The organism is Streptomyces tirandamycinicus (genome assembly GCF_003097515.1).
GTDB classification, from domain to species: domain Bacteria; phylum Actinomycetota; class Actinomycetes; order Streptomycetales; family Streptomycetaceae; genus Streptomyces; species Streptomyces tirandamycinicus.
Genome location: NZ_CP029188.1, coordinates 512988 through 534415 on the forward strand (window position 1 = coordinate 512988; position 21428 = coordinate 534415).

A 21428-nucleotide genomic window follows, 5' to 3' on the forward strand; every position below is an offset into this window, starting at 1 on the left:
GGGAACCCGCCCGTGCCACGCGGTCAGGAGCCGGGACGGGCCATCGCCGCCACGAAGGCGCGCTCGACGTCCGCCGTGGAGAGCACTCCGTAGATCTCGCCGGTCTCCTCCACCACCAGGTACTCGGAGGCCGGGTTCGCGCGCAGCCGGTCCAGGAGCGCCTCACCGGCCAGTTCGGCCGGGACCTTCATGCCGTCGGTGAGGTCCTGGGCGAGGCCGCCGACGGCGACCCAGGGGCGGCGGTGCTCGGGGACGCCGACGATCGCGGCCTCGCGGACCAGGGCCTTCGGGTCGCCGTGCCCGTCGACCACGACCAGGGCGCGGGCCCCGGCCTCGTTGGCGCGCCGCAGCGCCTCGGACAGCGGGGTGTCCGAGGTCACCGGCACGGCCCGCCGGGTGAGGGCCCGGGCCCGCAGTCCGGGCAGGTGCTCCCGCAGGCGCGCCATGCGCAGGCTGTTGCCCGCGCCGGTCCAGATGATGGCGGCGAGGATGGCGGCGAGCAGGGCGTCGGTCACGGTCTCCATGCCCCCGATGTCCTCGGTGGAGTTCCCGAGGGCGCCGGTGTGGGTGAGCAGCGGCAGGCCGATCAGTACGGCGACGGCGAGGGCCCGGCCCACCCAGGCGGCGGCGACGGTGCCGCTCATCGGCTTGCCGGTGATCTTCCACACGACCGCGCGCAGCATCCGGCCGCCGTCCAGCGGCAGTCCCGGGAGGAGGTTGAAGGCGGCGACGATGAGGTTGGAGATCATCAGACCGGCGAGCAGCACGCCGGGGACGGTGCCGGGCTCCACGGCCCGCATACCGGCGTAGAAGACGGCGGCCAGCACCAGCGACAGCAGCGGTCCGACGAAGGCGAGGACGAACTCCCGGCCCGGGGTCTCCGACTCCTTCTCGATCTCCGAGACGCCGCCGAAGAACTGGAGCTGGATGCGGCGTACGGGCAGCTTGTAGCGCAGAGCCGCGACCGTGTGGGCCAGTTCGTGGACCAGCACGGAGGCGTAGAAGGCGACCGCGAAGAACAGCGAGACGAGGTAGCGGGCGCCGCCGAGCTCCGGCAGGACCCGGTCGAGCTGCCCGCCGAACACCCAGGTGATGAGGGCCGCGACCACGAACCAGCTCGGGGCGACGTACACCGGCACGCCGAAGGGGCGGCCCATGAGGAGGCCGCCGCCGGGCTCCGCGGAGCGGTCCCGCTTTCCGCCGCCGGGGTCCGCTGCCCCCGTGCCGGGCCGCGCGCGCTCACGCTCGCCGCTCTCCTCGTCCTTCTTCACGTGTTCCCTTCGTCGCGAGGCGTCGCTCGCTCGATCATGCAGTGCGGGAGGGTCTGCCGTCGATGGTATGCCGCTCGCTGTCGGTGGCGGGCCGTAGGGTCTGAGTCATGAGTACGAGTCAGCCGCCCGTCCCGGAAGGCCCGCCGCGCCCCGAGCGGACGCCGTCGTCCGCCGGGGAGACGCCCGCCCCCGCCGCCGGGGTGCCGTCGACGGCCGCCGGGGTGCCGTCACAGCCCCTGCCGGCGGACGCGCGGGGTCCGGCCGGCGGGCCGCGGCCCGTTCCGGTGGAGGTGCCGCGCTCCGCTGACGGGCATCCGGCCCCGCCGGAGGATCCGGCCTCCGCGCACGGGAGCCGGCCGCCGGCGTCGCTGTCGCCCTCGCGTGCGAGCGACTTCATGCAGTGCCCGCTGCTCTACCGCTTCAGGGTGATCGACAGGCTGCCGGAGAAGCCGAGTGAGGCGGCCACCCGGGGCACCCTGGTGCACGCGGTGCTGGAACGGCTCTTCGACGCGCCCGCGGCGGAGCGCACGCCGCCCCGGGCCAGGGCGCTCATTCCCGGCCAGTGGGACCGGCTGCTGGAGGCGCGGCCGGAGCTGGCCGGGCTGTTCGCGCAGGACGAGGACGGTGAGCGGCTGGCCCGCTGGATGTCCGAGGCGGAGGCGCTGGTGGAGCGCTGGTTCTCGCTGGAGGACCCGACCCGGCTGGAGCCGGCCGAGCGCGAGCTGTTCGTGGAGACGGAGCTCGAGTCGGGGCTGCGGCTGCGCGGGGTGATCGACCGGGTGGACGTGGCTCCCACCGGCGAGGTGCGGATCGTCGACTACAAGACGGGCAAGGCGCCCCGCCCCGAGTACAGCGAGGGCGCGCTGTTCCAGATGAAGTTCTACGCCCTGGTGGTCTGGCGGCTGAAGGGCGTGGTGCCGCGGCGGCTGCAGCTGGTGTACCTGGGCAGCGGGGAGGTGCTCACCTACGACCCGGTCCCGGCCGACCTGGAGCGGGTGGAGCGCAAGCTGCTGGCGCTGTGGGACGCCATCGTGCGGGCCACCGAGACCGGCGACTGGCGGCCGCGGCCGACGAAACTCTGCGGCTGGTGCGACCACCAGGCCCGGTGCCCGGAGTTCGGCGGGACGCCGCCGGTGTACCCGCTGCCGGTGGTCCCCGCGGGGTGACGCACGGGGCGGGGTGACGCGACGGGCGGGGGCGGGTGACGGCGGGCCCGTGCCTGGCGGGCCACCCGGACGGGCCGCCGGTGCGGGACCCGGTGTGCGGGCCGCCGTGGGCGGGCAGGGCAGAATGGGCCCGGTCCCGTATTGCTTGAGGAGATTCCGTGGCTATCCGCGTCCTGCTCGTCGACGACCAACCGCTGCTGCGCACGGGCTTCCGGATGATTCTGGAGGCCGAGCAGGACATCGCCGTGGTCGGTGAGGCCGGGGACGGTCTGCAGGCACTGGACCAGGTACGGGCGCTGCAGCCCGACGTGGTGCTGATGGACATCCGGATGCCGCGGATGGACGGGGTCGAGGCGACGCGCCAGATCACCGGCCCGGAGCGGGACGGACCGGCCAAGGTGCTGGTGCTGACCACGTTCGACCTCGACGAGTACGTCGTGGAGGCGCTCCGGGCGGGTGCGAGCGGCTTCCTGCTGAAGGACGCCCCGGCGAACGAGCTGGTGCAGGCGATCCGGGTGGTCGCGGCGGGCGAGGCGATGCTCGCGCCGAGCATCACGCGCCGGCTGCTGGACAAGTACGCGGGCCATCTCCCCTCCGGCGAGGAGCCGATGCCGGACACGCTGCACACCCTGACCGAGCGCGAGCTCGAGGTCCTCAGGCTGGTGGCCCGCGGCCTGTCGAACGCGGAGATCGCGGCGGACCTCTTCGTCAGCGAGACGACGGTGAAGACGCACGTGGGCCATGTCCTGACCAAGCTGGGCCTGCGCGACCGGGTCCAGGCGGCGGTGTACGCGTACGAGAGCGGACTGGTGCGCCCCGGCGCGCAGTAGCCGGCGCGCCGAACGCGCGGCAGAGCGGTGCGCGCAACGCGCGGCCGGGGGCGGAACGGCCCCTGGAAAGCGCGACTCGGCTCCCGGGGCCGTCGCGGTGCGGCCCGGCGGGGCCCGGGGGTCCGGGCCCCGCCGTCCGGCGGGCGTCAGCCCTTCTTGATCTCCCAGAAGCGGAAGACCGTGGAGGCGTCGAGCGTCCACTCCAGGCCCGTGATGTTCCCGTTGTAGACGGCGTACTGCTTGCCCTGCCACAGCGGGAGGATCGGCAGTTCCTCCGCGACGATGTCCTGGAGCCGGGCGAACTTGTCACCGGTGGAGGAGCGGTCCGCGACGGCCGCCGTCTCCGGGATGATCTTGCCGGTGATCTGCTTGTTCTCGTAGCCGTTGCCGAGGACGTTGCCGTCGCCGAAGAACGGCTGGGTGAAGTTGTCGGCGTCCGGGTAGTCGGGGACCCAGCCCTTGACGTAGACGCCGTACTCGCCCGCCTGAATGCCCTTCTCGTACTGCTCGAACTCGACGGACTTGACGTCCGCCTGGAACAGGCCGCTCTGGTTGAGCTGCTGGGCGATCGCGGCCATCTCCAGGTCGGTGGCCGGGCCGTAGCGGCTCGGCGTGGACCAGAGGGTGATCTTCACCTTCTCGTCGATGCCCGCCTCGCGCAGGGCCTTGCGGGCCTTGTCCGGCTGCGGCTGGCCGCCGTAGCGGTCGAAGAACGCGGTGTTGTGACCGGCGATACCGGCGGGGACGATCGAGTGCAGCGGCTCGGCGGTGCCCTTGTAGACGTCGCGGACCAGGGCGTCCCGGTCTACGAGGTAGGCGAAGGCCTGGCGGACGGCGAGCTTGCCGGCGACCGGATCGTCCATGTTGAAGACCAGGTGCTGGACCTCCGCGCTGTTGCCCTCGACGACCTCGATGCCCTGGTTGCCGGCCTCCACGGAGGCCTGGAGCCCGTCGATGTCCTGGGCGGTGAGGCCTCGGTAGGCGACGTCGACGTCGCCCTGCTTCAGGGCCGTGCCGAGGCCCTTCTGGTCGCCGCGGAAGAACGTCAGGGTGACGCCGCTGTTGCGGACCTGGGCGTTGCCCTGGTACTCGGGGTTGACCGAGAACACGGCCTTCTGCTTGCTGAAGGAGTCGAGCCGGTACGGGCCGGAGCCGACGGCCTTGCCGTCCGTGCGCAGGGAGTCGGCCTCGTACTCGCGGTGGTCCACGATGGAGCCCGCACCCGAGGCGATCTTGCTCGGGAAGGTGGCGTCGGGCACCTTCAGGTTGAAGACGACCGTGCGCTCGTCGGGCGTCTCGATGCTGTCGATGGTGGAGAGCAGCGGGCCGGGGCCGGAGTCGCTGGCGATCCTCATCGCGCGCTCGAAGGAGAACTTCACGTCCTTCGAGGTCAGATCGTTGCCGTTGCTGAACTTGAGGCCCTCGCGCAGGGTGCAGCGGTAGACCGTGCTGCCGCTGGCGAAGCCGCACTTCTCCGCGGCCTCGGGCTGGGGGGTGGATCCGCCCTTGGGGAAGCTCATCAGGGACTGGAAGACGTTGTTGAACAGCAGCCAGGAGCCGGGGTCGTAACCGTCCGCGGGGTCCGTGGCGAGGACGTCGTCGGAGATGCCGACGGCGACGCGGACGCCGTCTCCGTCGGACCCGTCGCCCTGCTCCGAGCCGCAGCCGGCCAGCAGTACGGCGGACAGCCCCGCGGCCAGCGGCGCCGTCGTGCGCGTGAATCGTGCCTTCACAGAACCTTGCCTCTTGCTCTCGTTTCCGGCCGCGCCCTTCGCGACCGGGTCATGAAGGGTCAGGCGGTGCCGCGCTCGAGTTCCCACAACTGGAGGTCGGAGGAGGCGTTCAGCGTCCACTCGACTCCGTTGACGTCCGTCCGGGCGGCGACGTACTGCTTGCCCTGCCACAGCGGCAGCACCGGGACATCGTCGGCGACGATGTCCTGGAGCCTGGCGAAGGGGAGGGCGGCGGCACTGCGGTCGGCCTTGCGGCGGGACTCCGGGATGAGCTGATTGCGCGCGGCGGTGCTCACATAGGGGGTGTTGAGGAAGTTGTCCTCGTCCAGGAACGGGGCGATGTAGTTGTCCGGGTCCGGGAAGTCGGGGAACCAGCCCAGGCCGTAGACGGCGTAGTCGCCCCGCTTCTGCGCGGGACGGTACTCGGACCACTCCGTGCCCTCGACCGTCACGTCGAAGAGCCCGCCGGCGTTGAGCTGGTCGCGCAGCGCCGCGAACTCCTCGGCGGTGGCGGAGCCGTAGTGGTCCGTCGTGTAGTGGAGGTCGAGCTTCACCGGGGTGGCGATGCCGGCCTTCTCCAGGATGCGGGCCGCCCTGCGGCGGTCGGGCTCGCCGTAGCGCTCGAAGAACGCGTTGGTGTGGCCGGTGATGCTCGTGGGGATCAGCGAGTACAGCGGCTCGGCGGTGGCGCCGTACACCTTGCCGGCGATCCTGCCCCGGTCCACGACGGAGGCGACGGCCTGGCGGACCGCCTTGTCCCTGACGGAGGGGTGCTCGGTGTTGAAGCCGAGGTAGCGGATCTCCAGCCCGGGGACCTCGGTGAGCTCGACGCCGTCCTTCGGGTGCTCCTGCAGGTCCCTGATCTGCTCCGGGGACATGGTGCGGGCCATCATGTCGATCTCGCCGGAGGCCAGGGCCTCCCCCATGGCCTCGGCGTCGGCGAAGGTGCGGAGCTCGACCTGGTCGTTGCGGACCCTCAGATCGCCCTTGTAGTCGGGATTCCTGGTGAAGACGGCCCGGACGAGCCTGTCGCCGTCGGTCTCGGCGGTCATCGTGTACGGGCCCGAGCCGTCGACCCGGAAGCCCTCGCGCAGTTCCCCGGCGTCGTAGCTGTCGCGGCTGACGATGCCGGCGACCGGTGTGGAGAGCTTGTACGGGAAGGTCGCGTCCGGCGCGGTCAGCCGGAAGACGATCTCCTTCTCCCCCCTGGCCTCGACGGTGTCGACGGTGGAGAGCAGCGCGGCCGTGCCGTTGTCGGACTTGATGTCCCGCACGCGCTCGATGGAGAACACGACGTCCTCGGCGGTGACGGGCTCGCCCCCGGCGAAGGTGAGTCCGTCGCGCAGGAGGCAGCGGTAGGTCTGGCTGCGGGTGTCGGTGAACTCGCAGCGCGAGGCGGCCTCGGGGACCGGCCGGCCGCCGCCGCGGGGTATGTGCATCAGCGTCTGCACGGTCTGGCGCAGTATGTTCCAGGCGCCGGTGTCGTAGGCGAAGGCGGGGTCGAAGGGTGCGGGGGTCCCGCTGCCGGCCACGAACCGGTCCGTGGTCCCGACGACAATGGCGTCGCCTCCGTCCGGCGCCCCGGGCGTCGTGCCACAGGCGGCGAGCACGGGGGCGAGCAGGCCGGCCAGGGCCGGCAGCACCAGTGTCTTGCGGTCCATCCTGGACGTTTCTCCCTCGGTTCCCTCACTGGGGTACAGCGGTTGCGGGATGCTCCGCCGCGGCCGCCCGTTCGGGGCGGTGCGATCGGGCCGGAATACGGGGCGATCGGTCCTGCGGACACGGTGACGAAGGTGGTCCCCGTGACACGTCGGTGGTGCGGCGAAGCTCTCGCGACGAGATTAGTGGCTGAGCCAGGAACGCCCGACCGGGCCCCAGTTGGGGACCGCGCGGCAATGAGCGGGCATGGCGGGGAGTCGATATTCACGCGCGGGAATGATTCGTACACGCATCCACCAATGCGGACACATGGGCCCACCCGAATCACCGCACATCGGACCGCCGCTGTCATGGCCGCGCTGTTTATGCAGCGGCACGCGTGACGAACATCACGAAAGCTGGATGGTCACGGAAAATACACGGTTCACTGCCCTTGGTTCCCGTGGATATTCCTCTGCACGCTCCGTGAAAGATTCAGTTCATCCGCGTCATCAGTGTGCGCAGAAAGGACACATCCACTTCCTCGAGCGAGCCGACGACGATACGGCCGTCGGCAGGCGCGATCGGCGCCACGGACGGCACCGCCACGACCCGGCAGCCGGCCGCCTCGGCGGCGGCCACTCCGGTGGCCGTGTCCTCGATGACGGCGCAGCGGGAGGGGTCGGCGCCCACCCCGCGGGCCGCGAGCAGATACGGGTCGGGGTGGGGCTTGGTACGGGGCACCTCGTCCCCCGCGACGCTCAGCGCGAAGCGATCGCGGCCCAGCGAGGCCAGCACCCGGTCGATGATGCGCCGGTGGGAGGCGGAGACCAGGGCCGTGGGCACGTTGTGCGCGGCCAGCTCGGCCAGCAGGCGCTCGGCCCCGGGCATCAGGGGCACACCGCGGGCGATGCGGTGCTCGAAGCGCTCGTTGAGCAGCACCGTCAGCTCGGCGAGGGTGATGTCGGCGCCGGTCGCCTCGATCAGGTAGCCGGCGCTCCGGGTCATCGGGCCGCCCACCACCACGTCACGCCATGCCTCGTCCAGCTCGTGCCCGAGGTCGGCGAAGACCTCACGCTCGGCGTCCCACCAGAAGCCCTCCGTGTCCACCAGAGTGCCGTCCATGTCGAGGAAGACGGCCTGCAGGGCGGAGCCGCCCGCCGCACGGGCCAGGGACGCGGGGACCGTACTGGTCATCCGGACACCTCCATCGGGGACGCGCAGGCCGGCCGCCAAATCGGGCGACCGGCCTGTATGGGACCGACCAGTGTACGTCGCGCGCGGCCGAAGCGCGCGATACGTCACCGCGCGTTGAAGTACTTCGCCTCCGGGTGATGGATCACGATGGCGTCGGTGGACTGCTCGGGGTGGAGCTGGAACTCCTCCGAGAGCTGCACCCCGATGCGCTCGGGCTGCAGCAGCTCGGCGATCTTGGCGCGGTCCTCCAGGTCGGGGCAGGCGCCGTAGCCCAGGGAGAAGCGGGCTCCGCGGTACTTCAGGGCGAACATGTCCTCGATCTGGTCCGGGTCCTCGCCGCCGAAGCCGAGTTCGGCGCGCACCCGGGCGTGCCAGTACTCGGCGAGGGCCTCGGCGAGCTGGACGGACAGGCCGTGGAGTTCGAGGTAGTCGCGGTAGGAGTCGGAGGCGAAGAGCTCGGCGGTGGCCTCGCCGATCCTGGAGCCGACGGTGACGACCTGGAGGCCGACGACGTCCCTCTCGCCGGACTCCTCGGGGCGGAAGAAGTCGGCGAGGCACAGCCGGCGGCCGCGGCGCTGGCGCGGGAAGGTGAAGCGGGTGCGCTCGTTGCCGGCCTCGTCGAGCAGGATCAGGTCGTCGCCCTTGGACACACAGGGGAAGTAGCCGTAGACGACGGCGGCTTCGAGCAGGTTCCGGGTGTGCAGCTGGTCGAGCCAGCCCCGCAGCCGCGGGCGGCCCTCGCTCTCCACCAGCTCCTCGTAGGAGGGACCGTCGCCGGTACGGGCCTGCTTCAGGCCCCACTGGCCCTTGAAGAGCGCGCCCTCGTCCAGCCAGGAGGCGTACTCCTTGAGCTGGATGCCCTTGACGACCCGCGTGCCCCAGAACGGGGGCTCCGGCACCGGGTTGTCGACCGCGACGTCGCTGCGCGCGGCGCCCTGCTCCGCCGGCCGCTCCTCGACGACCGCGGTGGCGGCACTGCGCACCCGGCGCTGCTTCAGCTCGGGGAGGGCGGCGCCGGGGACGCCGCGCTTGACCGCGATGAGGGCGTCCATCAGCCGGAGGCCCTCGAAGGCGTCGCGGGCGTAGCGGACCTCGCCCTCGTAGATCTCGTGGAGGTCCTGCTCGACGTAGGCGCGGGTGAGGGCCGCGCCGCCGAGGATGACGGGGTAGTCGGCGGCCAGCTTGCGCTGGTTGAGCTCCTCCAGGTTCTCCTTCATGATCACGGTGGACTTCACCAGGAGCCCGGACATGCCGATCACATCGGCCCGGTGCTCCTCCGCGGCCTCCAGGATCGCCGACACGGGCTGCTTGATCCCGAGGTTGACCACGTTGTAGCCGTTGTTGGAGAGGATGATGTCGACCAGGTTCTTGCCGATGTCGTGCACGTCACCGCGCACGGTGGCCAGCACGATCGTGCCCTTGCCCTCGGCATCCGACTTCTCCATGTGCGGTTCCAGGTGGGCGACCGCCGACTTCATCACCTCGGCCGACTGGAGTACGAACGGCAGCTGCATCTGCCCGGAGCCGAACAGTTCGCCGACCACCTTCATCCCGTCCAGCAGGGTGTCGTTGACGATGTCCAGCGCGGCCCGCTCCCGCAGGGCCTCGTCCAGGTCGGCCTCCAGGCCGTTGCGCTCCCCGTCGATGATCCGCCGCTTCAGGCGCTCCTCCAGCGGCAGCGCGGCCAGTTCCTCGGCCTTGCCCGCCCGCAGCGACTTCGCCGTCGCACCCTCGAACAGCGCCATCAGCTTCTGCAGCGGGTCGTACCCCTCGGCGCGGCGGTCGTAGATCAGGTCCAGCGCGGTGGCGACCTGCTCCTCCTCGAAGCGGGCGATCGGCAGGATCTTGCTCGCGTGCACGATCGCCGAGTCCAGCCCGGCCTTCACGCACTCGTCCAGGAACACCGAGTTCAGCAGGATCCGCGCGGCCGGGTTGAGCCCGAAGGAGATGTTCGACAGGCCCAGTGTGGTCTGCACCTCCGGGTGGCGGCGCTTGAGCTCGCGGATCGCCTCGATGGTGGCGATGCCGTCCCCGCGCGACTCCTCCTGGCCGGTGCAGATGGTGAAGGTGAGCGTGTCGATGAGGATGTCCGACTCAAGGACACCCCAGTTGCCGGTCAGGTCCGCGATCAGCCGCTCCGCGATCTCGACCTTCTTCTCCGCGGTCCGGGCCTGGCCCTCCTCGTCGATGGTGAGCGCGATCAGCGCGGCGCCGTGCTCCCGGGCCAGCGCCGTGACCTTCGCGAACCGCGACTCGGGCCCGTCGCCGTCCTCGTAGTTCACCGAGTTGATCACCGCGCGGCCGCCGAGCTTCTCCAGACCGGCCCGGATGACCTCCACCTCGGTGGAGTCCAGCACGATCGGCAGCGTCGAGGCCGTGGCGAACCGGCCCGCCAGCTCCTCCATGTCCGCCACGCCGTCCCGGCCCACGTAGTCGACGCACAGGTCGAGCATGTGCGCGCCCTCGCGGATCTGCTCCCGGGCCAGCTCGACGCAGTCCTCCCAGCGGCCCTCCAGCATCGCCTCGCGGAACTTCCTCGACCCGTTGGCGTTCGTCCGCTCGCCGATGGCCAGGTAGGAGGTGTCCTGGCGGAACGGCACCGTCTGGTACAGCGACGCGGCACCCGGCTCGGGCCGCGGGCGGCGCTCGCCCGGGGTCAGGTCCCGCACCCGCTCCACCACCTGCCGCAGATGCTCCGGCGTCGTACCGCAGCAGCCGCCGACCAGGGACAGCCCGTACTCACGCACGAACGTCTCCTGGGCATCGGCCAGTTCGGCGGCGGTCAGCGGGTAGTGCGCACCGTCTTTGCCCAGCACCGGCAGGCCGGCATTGGGCATGCAGGACAGCGGCACCCGCGCGTGCCGGGCCAGGTAGCGCAGATGCTCGCTCATCTCCGCCGGGCCGGTGGCGCAGTTCAGCCCGATCATGTCGATGCCGAGCGGCTCCAGCGCCGTCAGCGCCGCGCCGATCTCCGAACCCAGCAGCATCGTCCCCGTCGTCTCCACCGTGACCGAGCAGATCAGCGGCAGATCGACGCCGACGGCGGCCATGGCACGGCGGGCGCCGAGGACGGACGCCTTGGTCTGCAGAAGGTCCTGGGTGGTCTCCACCAGCAGGGCGTCGGCACCCCCCGCGATCATCCCCTCCGCGTTCTGCTGGTAGGCGTCGCGCAGCACGGTGTACGGGGCGTGACCGAGCGTGGGCAGCTTCGTCCCCGGCCCCATCGAACCGAGCACCCACCTCTGCTGCCCCGTGGCGGCCGTGAACTCGTCCGCGACCTCGCGGGCGATCCTGGCGCCGGCCTCCGAGAGCTCGTGGACCCGGTCGGCGATCTCGTACTCGCCGAGCGCCGCGAAGTTCGCCCCGAACGTGTTGGTCTCGACACAGTCCACCCCCACATCGAAGTAGGCGGCGTGGACCGAGCGGACGATGTCCGGGCGGGTCACATTGAGGATCTCGTTGCAGCCCTCCAGGTTCTCGAAGTCCTCCAGACTCGGATCCTGCGCCTGCAGCATGGTGCCCATCGCGCCGTCCGCGACCACCACGCGCGTCGCCAGCGCGTGACGCAGCGCCTCGGAGCGGGTCCGGCTGTCCTGGGGGGTACCGCTGCCCGGAGAGGTCGGGCTGTCGGCGGAAGGGGTGGGCAACGAGTCCATGAAGGTGCTCCCTGGAGTGCGACGGCTGTCGGCTTTGCGGCTTCCCGTGGAAGGCGCACCCGGCCAGCGTAGCCGTGCCGGACCCGCCGCGGCGGAGCGGTCCAGGAGGTGGACTCCGTGTGTCCCTGGTGATGACCGCGTGAGCATGGTGTTGCCACACTGTTCGGGCAGTAACACCGATTCGGCATCGGCCGATAGTGTTCAGCATTGTCGAACGAGGTTGGGTAGAAGGGCCGGGACGATGGCGAAGAACATCCAGTCACTGGAACGGGCGGCGGCGATGCTGCGCCTGCTCGCGGGTGGCGAGCGCCGTCTCGGCCTGTCGGACATCGCCTCCTCTCTGGAACTGGCCAAGGGCACCGCCCACGGCATCCTGCGCACCCTCCAGGCGGAGGGGTTCGTCGAGCAGGACCCCGCCTCCGGGCGCTACCAGCTGGGCGCGGAGCTGCTGAGGCTCGGCAACAGCTACCTGGACGTCCACGAGCTGCGGGCCCGGGCCCTGGTCTGGACGGACGACCTGGCCCGTTCCAGCGGCGAGAGCGTCCACCTGGGCGTGCTGCACCAGCAGGGCGTCCTGATCGTCCACCACGTCTTCCGGCCGGACGACAGCCGGCAGGTGCTCGAGGTGGGCGCGATGCAGCCACTGCACTCCACGGCCCTGGGCAAGGTGCTCTCCGCCTACGACCCGGTCGCGCACAGCGAGGTACTGGAGATCGACCGGGAGGCGTTCACCCCGCGCACCGTGACCGCCCTGCGGGCCTTCGAGGGCGAGCTCGACCTGACCCGGGCACGGGGGTGGGCCTGCGACGTGGAGGAGACCTGGGAGGGCGTCGCGGCCGTGGCGGCGCCCATCCACGACCGGCGGAGGATGCCGGTCGGCGCCATCGCCATCACCGGCGCCGTCGAACGCGTGTGCGACAACGGGAAGGAGCTCCGGGCGGAGCTGGTCGCCGCGGTGCGGGACTGCGCCCGCGCGGTCTCCCGGGACCTGGGCGCGGGCCGCTTCTGAGCGCGCCCCGTCCGGGCACCCCCGCGGGCGCCGGGCGTCCCCGTCCGCCGCACACACCGCGGGCGCACCCCTCCGGTGCCGTTCCGTAACACGGCCGTCACTCGCACCCGACCGGCCGATACCCCCACAGCGGGCGATTTCGCCCGTCCGGGCGCACCATCGATAACGAAACGGTTTTCGGCCACACAACCCTTGACGCCGTGTTAACCAGAGGACAAAACTGCCGTTCATCGGTCGGCATTGTCGAACACCTACCGGCAATAAGCGCTAGAGTGTGGCAACGCCAAGGGCCGGTATCGCTCTCACCCCGAGGGCGCGGACCACGGAGGGACCCGTTGGTTCGCCTTCCCCTGGACGAAGGACAAAGGAGTCGCGGGTGTCCAGCTCCGACATCTTCATCGGCGAGATCATTGGTACCGCCGTACTCATCCTGCTCGGCGCCGGCGTGGTCGCCGCCGTCGTACTGAAGCGCTCCAAGGCGCAGGGCGCCGGCTGGGTCGCCATCGCACTCGGCTGGGGCTTCGCGGTCATGACCGCGGTCTACATCGCCGGCCCCATGTCCGGTGCGCACATCAACCCGGCGGTCACGCTCGGCATCGCGATCACCAGCGGTGAGTGGGGCAACGTCCCGATCTACTTCGCCGGCCAGCTGATCGGCGCCATGCTCGGTGCCTTCCTGGCCTGGCTCACCTACTACGGCCAGTTCAAGGCCCACCTGATGGATCCGGAACTCGTTCCGCCGCCGCTCGAGGAGGGCCTGGTCGACGAGCGGTCCGCCCCGAACGCCGGCCCCGTGCTCGGCGTCTTCTCCACCGGTCCCGAGATCCGGGTCTACTGGCAGAACCTGGTCACCGAGATCATCGCGACCGTCGTGCTGGTCCTCGCGGTGCTCACCATGGGCCTGAACGACAGCGGCAAGGGCCTCGGCACCCTCGGCGGACTGATCGTCGCGTTCGTCGTGGTCTCCATCGGCTTCTCCCTCGGCGGTCCGACGGGTTACGCCATCAACCCGGCCCGCGACCTCGGCCCGCGCATCGTGCACGCGCTGGTCCCGATGCCGAACAAGGGCGGCTCCGACTGGGGCTACGCCTGGGTGCCGGTCGTGGGACCGCTGATCGGCGCGGCCATCGCCGCGGGTATCTACAACATCGCGTTCGCGTGAGCCGTACGCCTCCCCTCAGAACCTCCAGGAGCACACCGTGACCGACGCACACACCGCCGGCCCGTTCATCGCGGCCATCGACCAGGGCACCACCTCGTCCCGCTGCATCGTCTTCGACAAGGACGGCCGGATCGTCTCCGTCGACCAGAAGGAGCACGAGCAGATCTTCCCGAAGCCGGGCTGGGTGGAGCACAACGCCACCGAGATCTGGAACAACGTCCAGGAGGTGGTCGCCGGGGCCATCGAGAAGGGCGGCATCACCGCGGCGGACGTCAAGGCCGTCGGCATCACCAACCAGCGCGAGACGACGCTCCTCTGGGACAAGAACACCGGTGAGCCCGTCCACAACGCCATCGTCTGGCAGGACACCCGCACCGACGCGCTCTGCCGGGAGCTGGGGCGCAACGTCGGCCAGGACCGCTTCCGCCGCGAGACCGGACTGCCGCTGGCGAGCTACTTCTCCGGACCCAAGGTCCGCTGGATGCTCGACAACATCGAGGGACTGCGCGAGCGCGCCGAGCGCGGCGACATCCTCTTCGGGACCATGGACTCCTGGGTCATCTGGAACCTGACCGGCGGTGTCAACGGCGGACGGCACGTCACGGACGTCACCAACGCCTCGCGCACCATGCTGATGAACCTCCACACCATGGAGTGGGACGAGAAGATCGCCCAGTCCATGGAGGTGCCGATGGAGGTCCTCCCGGAGATCCGTTCCTCCGCCGAGGTGTACGGAGAGGTCAAGGAGGGCGTCCTGGCGGGCGTCCCGGTCGCCTCGGCGCTGGGCGACCAGCAGGCCGCGCTCTTCGGCCAGACGTGCTTCTCCGAGGGTGAGGCGAAGTCCACCTACGGCACCGGCACGTTCCTGCTGATGAACACCGGCAGCAAGATCATCAACTCCTACTCCGGTCTGGTCACCACCGTCGGCTACAAGATCGGCGACGAGGCCCCGGTGTACTCGCTCGAGGGCTCCATCGCCGTCACCGGTGCCCTGGTGCAGTGGATGCGCGACCAGATGGGACTGATCAACAGCGCGCCCGAGATCGAGACGCTCGCCGCGTCCGTCGAGGACAACGGCGGCGCCTACTTCGTCCCGGCGTTCTCCGGCCTGTTCGCCCCGTACTGGCGCTCCGACGCCCGCGGTGTGATCGCCGGCCTGACCCGTTACGTCACCAAGGCGCACATCGCGCGCGCCGTGCTCGAGGCCACGGCCTGGCAGACGCGCGAGATCACGGACGCCATGACCAAGGACTCCGGCGTCGAGCTGACCGCGCTGAAGGTCGACGGCGGAATGACCTCCAACAACCTGCTGATGCAGACCCTCTCGGACTTCCTGGACGTGCCCGTGGTGCGTCCGATGGTGGCCGAGACCACCTGCCTCGGCGCCGCCTACGCCGCCGGCCTGGCCGTCGGCTTCTGGCCCGACACCGACGCGCTCCGCGCCAACTGGCGCAGGGCAGCCGAGTGGACCCCCCACATGGACGCTGCCAAGCGCGATCACGAGTACAAGTTCTGGCTCAAGGCCGTCGAACGGACCATGGGCTGGCTCGAGCACGACGACAGCTGACGAGGAGCAATCGAGAATGACCACCCTGCAGAGCGTCCCCTCGCTGGGGACGCACCCGGCCTCCGGTTCACTCCCGAGCCGCGCCGAGACGAGGGAGCAGCTTGCGAGGGCGACCTACGACCTCCTGGTGATTGGCGGCGGCATCCTGGGCATCTCCACGGCCTGGCACGCCGCGCAGGCCGGGCTGCGGGTGGCGCTGGTGGAGGCCGGCGACTTCGCCGGCGCCACCTCCTCCGCCTCCTCCAAGCTGCTCCACGGCGGTCTGCGCTACCTGCAGACCGGCGCCGTGAAGCTGGTGGCGGAGAACCACTTCGAGCGCCGCGCCCTCTCCCGGGAGGTTGCCCCCCACCTGTCCAACCCGCTCACCTTCTACCTGCCCGTCTACAAGGGCGGGCCGCACGGCGCCGCCAAGCTCGGCGCGGGTGTCTTCGCCTACTCGGCCCTCTCCGCGTTCGGCGACGGCGTCGGCCACGTCATATCCCCCGCCAAGGCCCAGCGCGACGTGCCCGAGCTGCGCACGGAGAACCTGAAGGCGGTCGCCGTCTACGGCGACGACCAGATGAACGACGCGCGCATGGCCCTGATGGCGGTCCGCGCGGCCGCCGAGTCGGGGACGGTCGTCCTCAACCACGCCGAGGTCACCGGGCTCCGCTTCACCGAGGGCCGGGTCACCGGCGCCGAGCTGAAGGACCGCACGGACGGCACCGAGTTCGGCGTCACCGCCCGTCTGGTCCTCAACGCGACCGGCCCCTGGGTGGACCACCTGCGCAGGATGGAGGACCCGAACGCGGCACCCTCGATCCGTCTCTCCAAGGGCGCGCACCTGGTGCTCAAGCGCACCTCGCCGTGGAAGGCCGCGCTGGCCACCCCGATCGACAAGTTCCGCATCACCTTCGCCCTCCCCTGGGAGGACATGCTGCTGCTCGGCACGACCGACGAGGAGTACGAGGGCGACCCGGCGGACGTGGCGGTCAACGAGAAGGACATCTCCCAGATCCTCGACGAGGCCGCCTTCTCCATCCGCGACCAGCAGCTGTCGCGCGATCTGATCACCTACTCCTTCGCGGGGCTGCGGGTGCTGCCGGGCGGTCCCGGCGACACCTCCAAGGCCAAGCGGGAGACCGTGGTCACCGAGGGCCGCGGCGGCATGCTGTCGGTGGCCGGCGGCAAGTGGACGACGTTCCGCCACATCGGCCGCACGGTGCTGAACAAGCTGGCCGAACTGCCCGGCCGGCCGCTCGCCGACGACATGGAGCCGATCTCGGAACTGCCGAAGAAGCTCCCGCTGCCCGGCATCTCCAACCCGCGCGCCGTGGCGCACCGGCTGCTGGTGGACGCGCCGGCGCCCGGGCCCCGGATGGCGGCCGACACCGCGCGCCACCTCGCCACGCACTACGGCTCGCTGTCCTTCGACATCGCGCGGCTGGCGAACGAGAACCCCGACCTGGCCGAGCGGATCCACCCGGACGCGCCGGAGATCTGGGCCCAGGTGGTGTGGGCGCGCGACCACGAGTGGGCCGAGACGGCGGACGACGTGCTCCGCCGCCGCACCACGCTGACGATCCGTGGTCTCGCCACCAACGAGGTCCGGGGGAAGGTCGACGACCTGCTGAAGAAGCGGGCCTGATACGGGACCGTAGCGGGCACGGTCCGCACGGCGAGGGCGGCTTCCTGTGGGGAGCCGCCCTCGTTGTACGCTCGGGCAGCGGATGGCGCGAGGGCGAGGGGGCGAAGGGGGGAGGCCGTGGCCGTCACCGACGAGGCCATCGAGAAGATCAAGGGCATGATCGTCTCCGGTGCGCTGAGGCCCGGCGACCGGCTCCCCAGGGAGAGCGAACTCGCCGCCGGGCTGGGCCTGTCGAGGAACTCGCTCCGCGAGGCCGTCCGGGCGCTGTCACTGCTCCGCATCCTCGACGTGCGCCAGGGCGACGGTACCTACGTCGGCAGCCTGGATCCGCAGCTCCTGCTGGCGGCGGCGCTGGGCTTCGTCGTCGACTTCCACCGTGAGGACGCGGTCCTCGAGTTCCTGGCCGTTCGCCGGGTCCTGGAGCCGGCCGCCACGGCGATGGCGGCGTCCGCCATCGGCGACCACGAACTCGGCCGGCTCTCCGCACGGCTCGACGCCCTCGGTACGCACTCCCCCGCGGCCGAACTGGCCGCCGCCGAGGTGGAGTTCCACCGGAGGATCGTGCGGGCGTCCGGCAACTCGGTGATCTGCGCCCTGCTTGACGGGCTCTCCGGGCCGACCGCCGGGGCCCGGGTGTGGCCCGGCCCCACCCAGGAGGGCGCGGCCGGCCGGATGCTCCACGAGCACCGGGCGATCCTGGCGGCGCTGCGCGACCGGGACGCCGAGGCGGCCCGGTCATGGGCGACGGTGCACATCGCGAGCGTGGAACGGGAGCTGAGGTCCGCGCTCTGACGCCGCAGCCCCGTCGGCTGTCCCGCTCGTCCACCGCGCCCGAGCCCCGCTCTCTCCCCCCGGTATGTCGCGCCCCGGCCCGCTCTCCCTGCGTACAACGTGACCCGTCCCGCTCTCCCCCCGGTACGTCGCGCCCCGTCCCACCGTCCCGCCGCCGCCAAGACCCGTCCCACCGCGCCCCGTTGCTGCTTCTCCCGGCTCGCGAACGGGGCGTTGGACCCCGGCGTCCGCGGCAGGCCGGGACGCCGCCGCCCGGACGCCGCCGCCCGGACCGCGGCGCCGGATTCCGGCCGTTCGCGCACGGGCCGGCCGTCGCACGGGTGCGCCGAGGCCACGGCCTCGCTGCGAACAGCGCGTCGAACGACTCGGGTCGCATGGGAGTGGGAGAGGGGAAAACGGGTACGGCTGGCGGCATACGGCTGCCCGGCGCCCGACGACGCCGGTCCGGTGGCGTACCCGTGGAGGTGGTCGACGTACTGGATGCCCGGGCCTCGCTGAAGGCGGGGACGGAGCCGCGGCCGGGCACCGACGGCTCACCGAGGGGTGCCGACGGCTGCCGCACGGGTGGGAACCTGCCCGGCTCCCGGGGTTCGGCGGTACGAACGGCGCCCGAGCCGCCGGGCCGATCCGGGCGCCGAGTCGCCGGGCCGATCCGCAGCGCGAAGCGGGCGTCGAGGACCCCGTGCCGCGCGGCGGCCAGGCGCGTCCACGCCCCCGGACGCCGGGCACGGCGGAGTCCGGCGCGCGCCCCCCGGCGGCCTCGGGCGGTGGTGGACCGGCTCGCACGCCGCCGGGGACGAGCCCTCCCGGTCATCCGATGTATGGCGCCGCAGGAGGCCGCAGGACCTGGTTCGGCGGAGGGACCTCCGATGACAGCTCGGACCGATCTTCGGCCGGAACCGGTATTCCTCCGGCCCCTGCCGCTGCCGTATGGAAGTTCCCCGCGCCGCGCACGGGGACTGCAGGTGGGCGCCCGTGAAGCCGTAAGGTTGGGGCGTACGAAAGGGAACGTCGGAAGGAGGCCTGGGTGATCGAGCTCGAGGGGGTTCCCGAGCTGATCGACCCGGTCATGGTGGCCGCGTTCGAGGGCTGGAACGACGCAGGCGACGCCGCCTCCACCGCGGTCGCGCACCTGGACCGCGAGTGGAAGGGCGAGGTCTTCGCGGCGCTCGACGCCGAGGACTACTACGACTTCCAGGTCAACCGGCCCACGGTGTGGCTGGACGGCGGGGTCCGGAAGATCACCTGGCCCACGACGCGGCTCTCCGTGGTGCGGGTCGGCGGGGAGAAGCCCCGCGATCTGGTGCTGGTCCGCGGGATCGAGCCCTCGATGCGCTGGCGCTCGTTCTGCAACGAGCTGCTGGGCTTCGCCCATGAGCTGGGCGTCGAGATGGTGGTGATCCTGGGCGCACTGCTCGGCGACACCCCGCACACGCGTCCCGTTCCGGTGAGCGGTGTCACCTCGGATCCGGATCTGGCCAGGACGATGGACCTGGAGGAGACCCGCTACGAGGGCCCGACCGGCATCGTCGGCATTCTCCAGGAGGCCTGCACACATGCCGGGGTCCCGGCCGTGTCGCTGTGGGCCGCGGTGCCGCACTACGTCTCCCAGCCGCCGAACCCCAAGGCGACCCTGGCGCTGCTGAACCGGCTGGAGGACCTCATCGACCTCCGCATCCCGCTCGGTGAACTGCCCGAGGACGCACGGGCCTGGCAGCTCGGTGTCGACCAACTCGCCTCCGAGGACAGCGAGGTGGCGGAGTACGTCCAGACGCTGGAGGAGGCGCGGGACACCGCCGAGCTGCCCGAGGCGTCCGGCGAGGCCATCGCCCGGGAGTTCGAGCGCTATCTGCGCCGGCGGGACGGCGGACCCGGGCCGGGACCGGGTGGGCATGCCACCGAGGGCGGCGACGGATCGTACCTGCGGGACACGGCCGGTGGACTGACGAAGCCGCCCAGGCCGCCGCGGGCCGACTCCGGGACGGGTGAGACCGGGACGGCGGAATCCGGAACGGCGGAATCCGGAACGGTGGAATCCGGAACGGGCCGGGCGGACGACGGCGGTTCCGGCGGGCCGGAGTCCAACGGGCCCTCCGGCGCGCCCGGTTCCCCGGATGCGCCGGGGACGCCTGGGTCGCCGGGGTCGCCGGGGTCGCCGGGGTCATCCGATTCCCCGGAGGACTGACTCCTCCGAGGCCACGCGAAACGCCGCCGTGAGCGCCCGGCGGCGTTTCCGGCGCCACCGGAGCGAACCTTCCGGCGACCGTCAGGGTTACAGCGCGACCCCGAGAAGGGCGTCCACGGCGCGCGACACCAGACCGGGCGCGCCCTCGTCCGTGCCGCCCTCGGTCCGCTGCGTCTCGGCCCAGCGGTCCACGGCGGCCAGCGCCGCCGGGGCGTCCAGGTCGTCGGCGAGCGCCCCGCGGATCTCCTCGACGAGGGCGTCGGCGGAGGGCCCGTCGGGCCGGGAGACGGCGGCGCGCCAGCGCGCCAGGCGGTCCACCGCTTCCTGGAGGATCTCGTCGGTCCACTCCCAGTCGGCACGGTAGTGGTGCGCCAGCAGCGCCAGCCGGATGGCGGCCGGATCCACGCCGTCGCGGCGCAGCGCCGAGACGAAGACGAGGTTGCCCTTGGACTTGGACATCTTCTGGCCGTGCAGGGCGACCATGCCGGCGTGCACATAGGCACGGGCGAACGGGTGCTCGCCGGTGAGCGCCTGGGCGTGCGAGGCGCCCATCTCGTGGTGCGGGAAGGCGAGATCGGAGCCGCCGCCCTGTACGTCGAAGCCCATGCCGAGGTGGTCGAGGGCGATGGCCACGCACTCGATGTGCCACCCGGGCCGGCCGCGCCCGAGGCTGCCGCCGTCCCAGCTCGGCTCGCCGTCCCGGGCCGCCATCCACAGCATCGGGTCGAGCGGGTTCTTCTTGCCGGGGCGGTCGGGGTCGCCGCCGCGCTCGGCGGACAGCGCGCGCATCACGTCGGTGCCGTAGTGCGACACCCCGCCGAAGTGGGGGTCCGACTCCACGGAGAAGTAGACGTCGCCGTCGAGCTCGTACGCGGCACCGGCGTCACGGAGGCGCTCGACGAGCGGGACGATTCCCGGTATGGCCTCGACGGCTCCGATGTAGTGCCGCGGGGGCAGCATCCGCAGCGCGGTCATGTCCTCGCGGAACAGGGCGGTCTCGCGCTCCGCGAGCTCGGTCCAGTCGTGGCCGTCGCGCTCGGCGCGCTCCAGGAGCGGATCGTCCACGTCGGTGACGTTCTGGACGTAGTGAACCTGCCGCTTGGTGTCGAGCCACACGCGCTGGACGAGGTCGAACGCGTTGTAGGTCGCCGCGTGACCGATGTGGGTCGCGTCGTACGGAGTGATGCCGCAGACGTAGATGCGGGCGACGGGACCGGGGGCGAGGGTCACAGGACCGCCGGTCGCGGTGTCGTGGATCCGGAGGTCGCGGCCCGTGCCGGGCAGGGCGGGGACCTCGGAAGCGGGCCAGGCATGCATGTCATGAGCGTAACCGGATGCCGGTTCCGGATACGAACCGGACACCCGCTCTTGGCCGGTCGGGCACTCTTGCGCCCGGCCGGTGCGGTCACCGGGCGGGTTCACCGGCTCGCGGCGCGACCGCACGGCACCTCGCGGAGTTGCCGCATCACCCGGGTACGTCCGGTGCGAGCGGGGCTCTGCCGGGCGGTCCTTCCCCCTCGGCGGCCCAGGGTCGGGGATCGGATGGCACGGGGCGCCGCGGTCTGCCCGGCGGCCCTTTCCGGCCACGCCACGAC

General features: G+C 71.6%; 14 protein-coding genes. 8 read left to right on the plus strand and 6 right to left on the minus strand.

Going from position 1 to position 21428, the window contains the following annotated elements:
* Positions 1-23: 23 nt before the first annotated feature.
* Entirely contained in the window at positions 24-1271 is a 1248-nt protein-coding gene (locus tag DDW44_RS02285) for a site-2 protease family protein (protein ID WP_108905367.1), read from the minus strand.
* Positions 1272-1378: 107 nt separating this feature from the next.
* On the opposite strand from DDW44_RS02285, the gene DDW44_RS02290 reads away from it, so the two are divergent.
* Positions 1379-2437, plus strand: a complete 1059-nt coding sequence (locus DDW44_RS02290) for a RecB family exonuclease (protein WP_108905368.1) — start codon at positions 1379-1381, stop codon at positions 2435-2437.
* 158 nt (positions 2438-2595) lie between these two features.
* Entirely contained in the window at positions 2596-3267 is a 672-nt protein-coding gene (locus DDW44_RS02295) for a response regulator (protein WP_017945425.1), read from the plus strand.
* A gap of 146 nt (positions 3268-3413) precedes the next feature.
* On the opposite strand, the gene DDW44_RS02300 is transcribed toward DDW44_RS02295, so the two are convergent.
* The 4 genes from DDW44_RS02300 to metH form a co-directional block, all read right to left on the minus strand.
* The gene (locus DDW44_RS02300) at positions 3414-5000 is read right to left on the minus strand and encodes an ABC transporter substrate-binding protein (RefSeq protein ID WP_027733000.1); all 1587 of its coding nucleotides are present in this window, start codon (positions 4998-5000) and stop codon (positions 3414-3416) included.
* 59 nt (positions 5001-5059) lie between these two features.
* Positions 5060-6661: an ABC transporter substrate-binding protein gene (locus DDW44_RS02305; RefSeq protein WP_108905369.1), complete on the minus strand. Its 1602-nt coding sequence runs from the start codon at positions 6659-6661 to the stop codon at positions 5060-5062.
* A gap of 472 nt (positions 6662-7133) precedes the next feature.
* Positions 7134-7835, minus strand: coding sequence for an HAD family hydrolase (locus tag DDW44_RS02310; protein WP_017945422.1), 702 nt, complete (start codon positions 7833-7835; stop codon positions 7134-7136).
* Positions 7836-7939: 104 nt separating this feature from the next.
* Complete coding sequence (metH, locus tag DDW44_RS02315) at positions 7940-11491, minus strand: methionine synthase (protein WP_108905370.1); 3552 nt, start codon at positions 11489-11491, stop codon at positions 7940-7942.
* Positions 11492-11732: 241 nt separating this feature from the next.
* Here metH and DDW44_RS02320 point away from each other — a divergent pair, with 241 nt between their 5' ends.
* The 6 genes from DDW44_RS02320 (at position 11733) to DDW44_RS02345 (ending at position 19833) form a co-directional block, all read left to right on the plus strand.
* Entirely contained in the window at positions 11733-12500 is a 768-nt protein-coding gene (locus tag DDW44_RS02320) for an IclR family transcriptional regulator (RefSeq protein ID WP_018891470.1), read from the plus strand.
* Positions 12501-12876: 376 nt separating this feature from the next.
* The gene (locus DDW44_RS02325) at positions 12877-13662 is read left to right on the plus strand and encodes an MIP/aquaporin family protein (RefSeq protein ID WP_017945419.1); all 786 of its coding nucleotides are present in this window, start codon (positions 12877-12879) and stop codon (positions 13660-13662) included.
* A 37-nt stretch (positions 13663-13699) separates the two neighbouring features.
* Complete coding sequence (gene glpK, locus DDW44_RS02330) at positions 13700-15229, plus strand: glycerol kinase GlpK (RefSeq protein WP_017945418.1); 1530 nt, start codon at positions 13700-13702, stop codon at positions 15227-15229.
* A 16-nt stretch (positions 15230-15245) separates the two neighbouring features.
* Positions 15246-16856, plus strand: a complete 1611-nt coding sequence (locus tag DDW44_RS02335; protein WP_108905371.1) for a glycerol-3-phosphate dehydrogenase/oxidase — start codon at positions 15246-15248, stop codon at positions 16854-16856.
* A 117-nt stretch (positions 16857-16973) separates the two neighbouring features.
* Positions 16974-17648: a FadR/GntR family transcriptional regulator gene (locus DDW44_RS02340; protein ID WP_108905372.1), complete on the plus strand. Its 675-nt coding sequence runs from the start codon at positions 16974-16976 to the stop codon at positions 17646-17648.
* 1027 nt (positions 17649-18675) lie between these two features.
* Positions 18676-19833 (plus strand): PAC2 family protein, encoded by a 1158-nt coding sequence (locus DDW44_RS02345; RefSeq protein WP_108905373.1) that lies wholly within the window; start codon positions 18676-18678, stop codon positions 19831-19833.
* A gap of 87 nt (positions 19834-19920) precedes the next feature.
* Here the strand turns inward: DDW44_RS02345 and mshC are convergent, their stop codons facing one another.
* The gene (gene mshC, locus DDW44_RS02350; protein ID WP_108905374.1) at positions 19921-21150 is read right to left on the minus strand and encodes a cysteine--1-D-myo-inosityl 2-amino-2-deoxy-alpha-D-glucopyranoside ligase; all 1230 of its coding nucleotides are present in this window, start codon (positions 21148-21150) and stop codon (positions 19921-19923) included.
* Positions 21151-21428 lie beyond the last annotated feature (278 nt).

What these genes read in the sequence shown, in the direction of transcription:
- DDW44_RS02320 (WP_018891470.1), top strand. Translation starts at nt 11,733, where the DNA reads ATGGCGAAGAACATCCAGTCACTGGAACGGGCGGCGGCGATGCTGCGC.
- DDW44_RS02290 (WP_108905368.1), top strand. Translation starts at nt 1,379, where the DNA reads ATGAGTACGAGTCAGCCGCCCGTCCCGGAAGGCCCGCCGCGCCCCGAG.
- DDW44_RS02310 (WP_017945422.1), bottom strand. Translation starts at nt 7,835, where the DNA reads ATGACCAGTACGGTCCCCGCGTCCCTGGCCCGTGCGGCGGGCGGCTCC.
- DDW44_RS02335 (WP_108905371.1), top strand. Translation starts at nt 15,246, where the DNA reads ATGACCACCCTGCAGAGCGTCCCCTCGCTGGGGACGCACCCGGCCTCC.
- metH (WP_108905370.1), bottom strand. Translation starts at nt 11,491, where the DNA reads ATGGACTCGTTGCCCACCCCTTCCGCCGACAGCCCGACCTCTCCGGGC.
- mshC (WP_108905374.1), bottom strand. Translation starts at nt 21,150, where the DNA reads ATGCATGCCTGGCCCGCTTCCGAGGTCCCCGCCCTGCCCGGCACGGGC.
- DDW44_RS02305 (WP_108905369.1), bottom strand. Translation starts at nt 6,661, where the DNA reads ATGGACCGCAAGACACTGGTGCTGCCGGCCCTGGCCGGCCTGCTCGCC.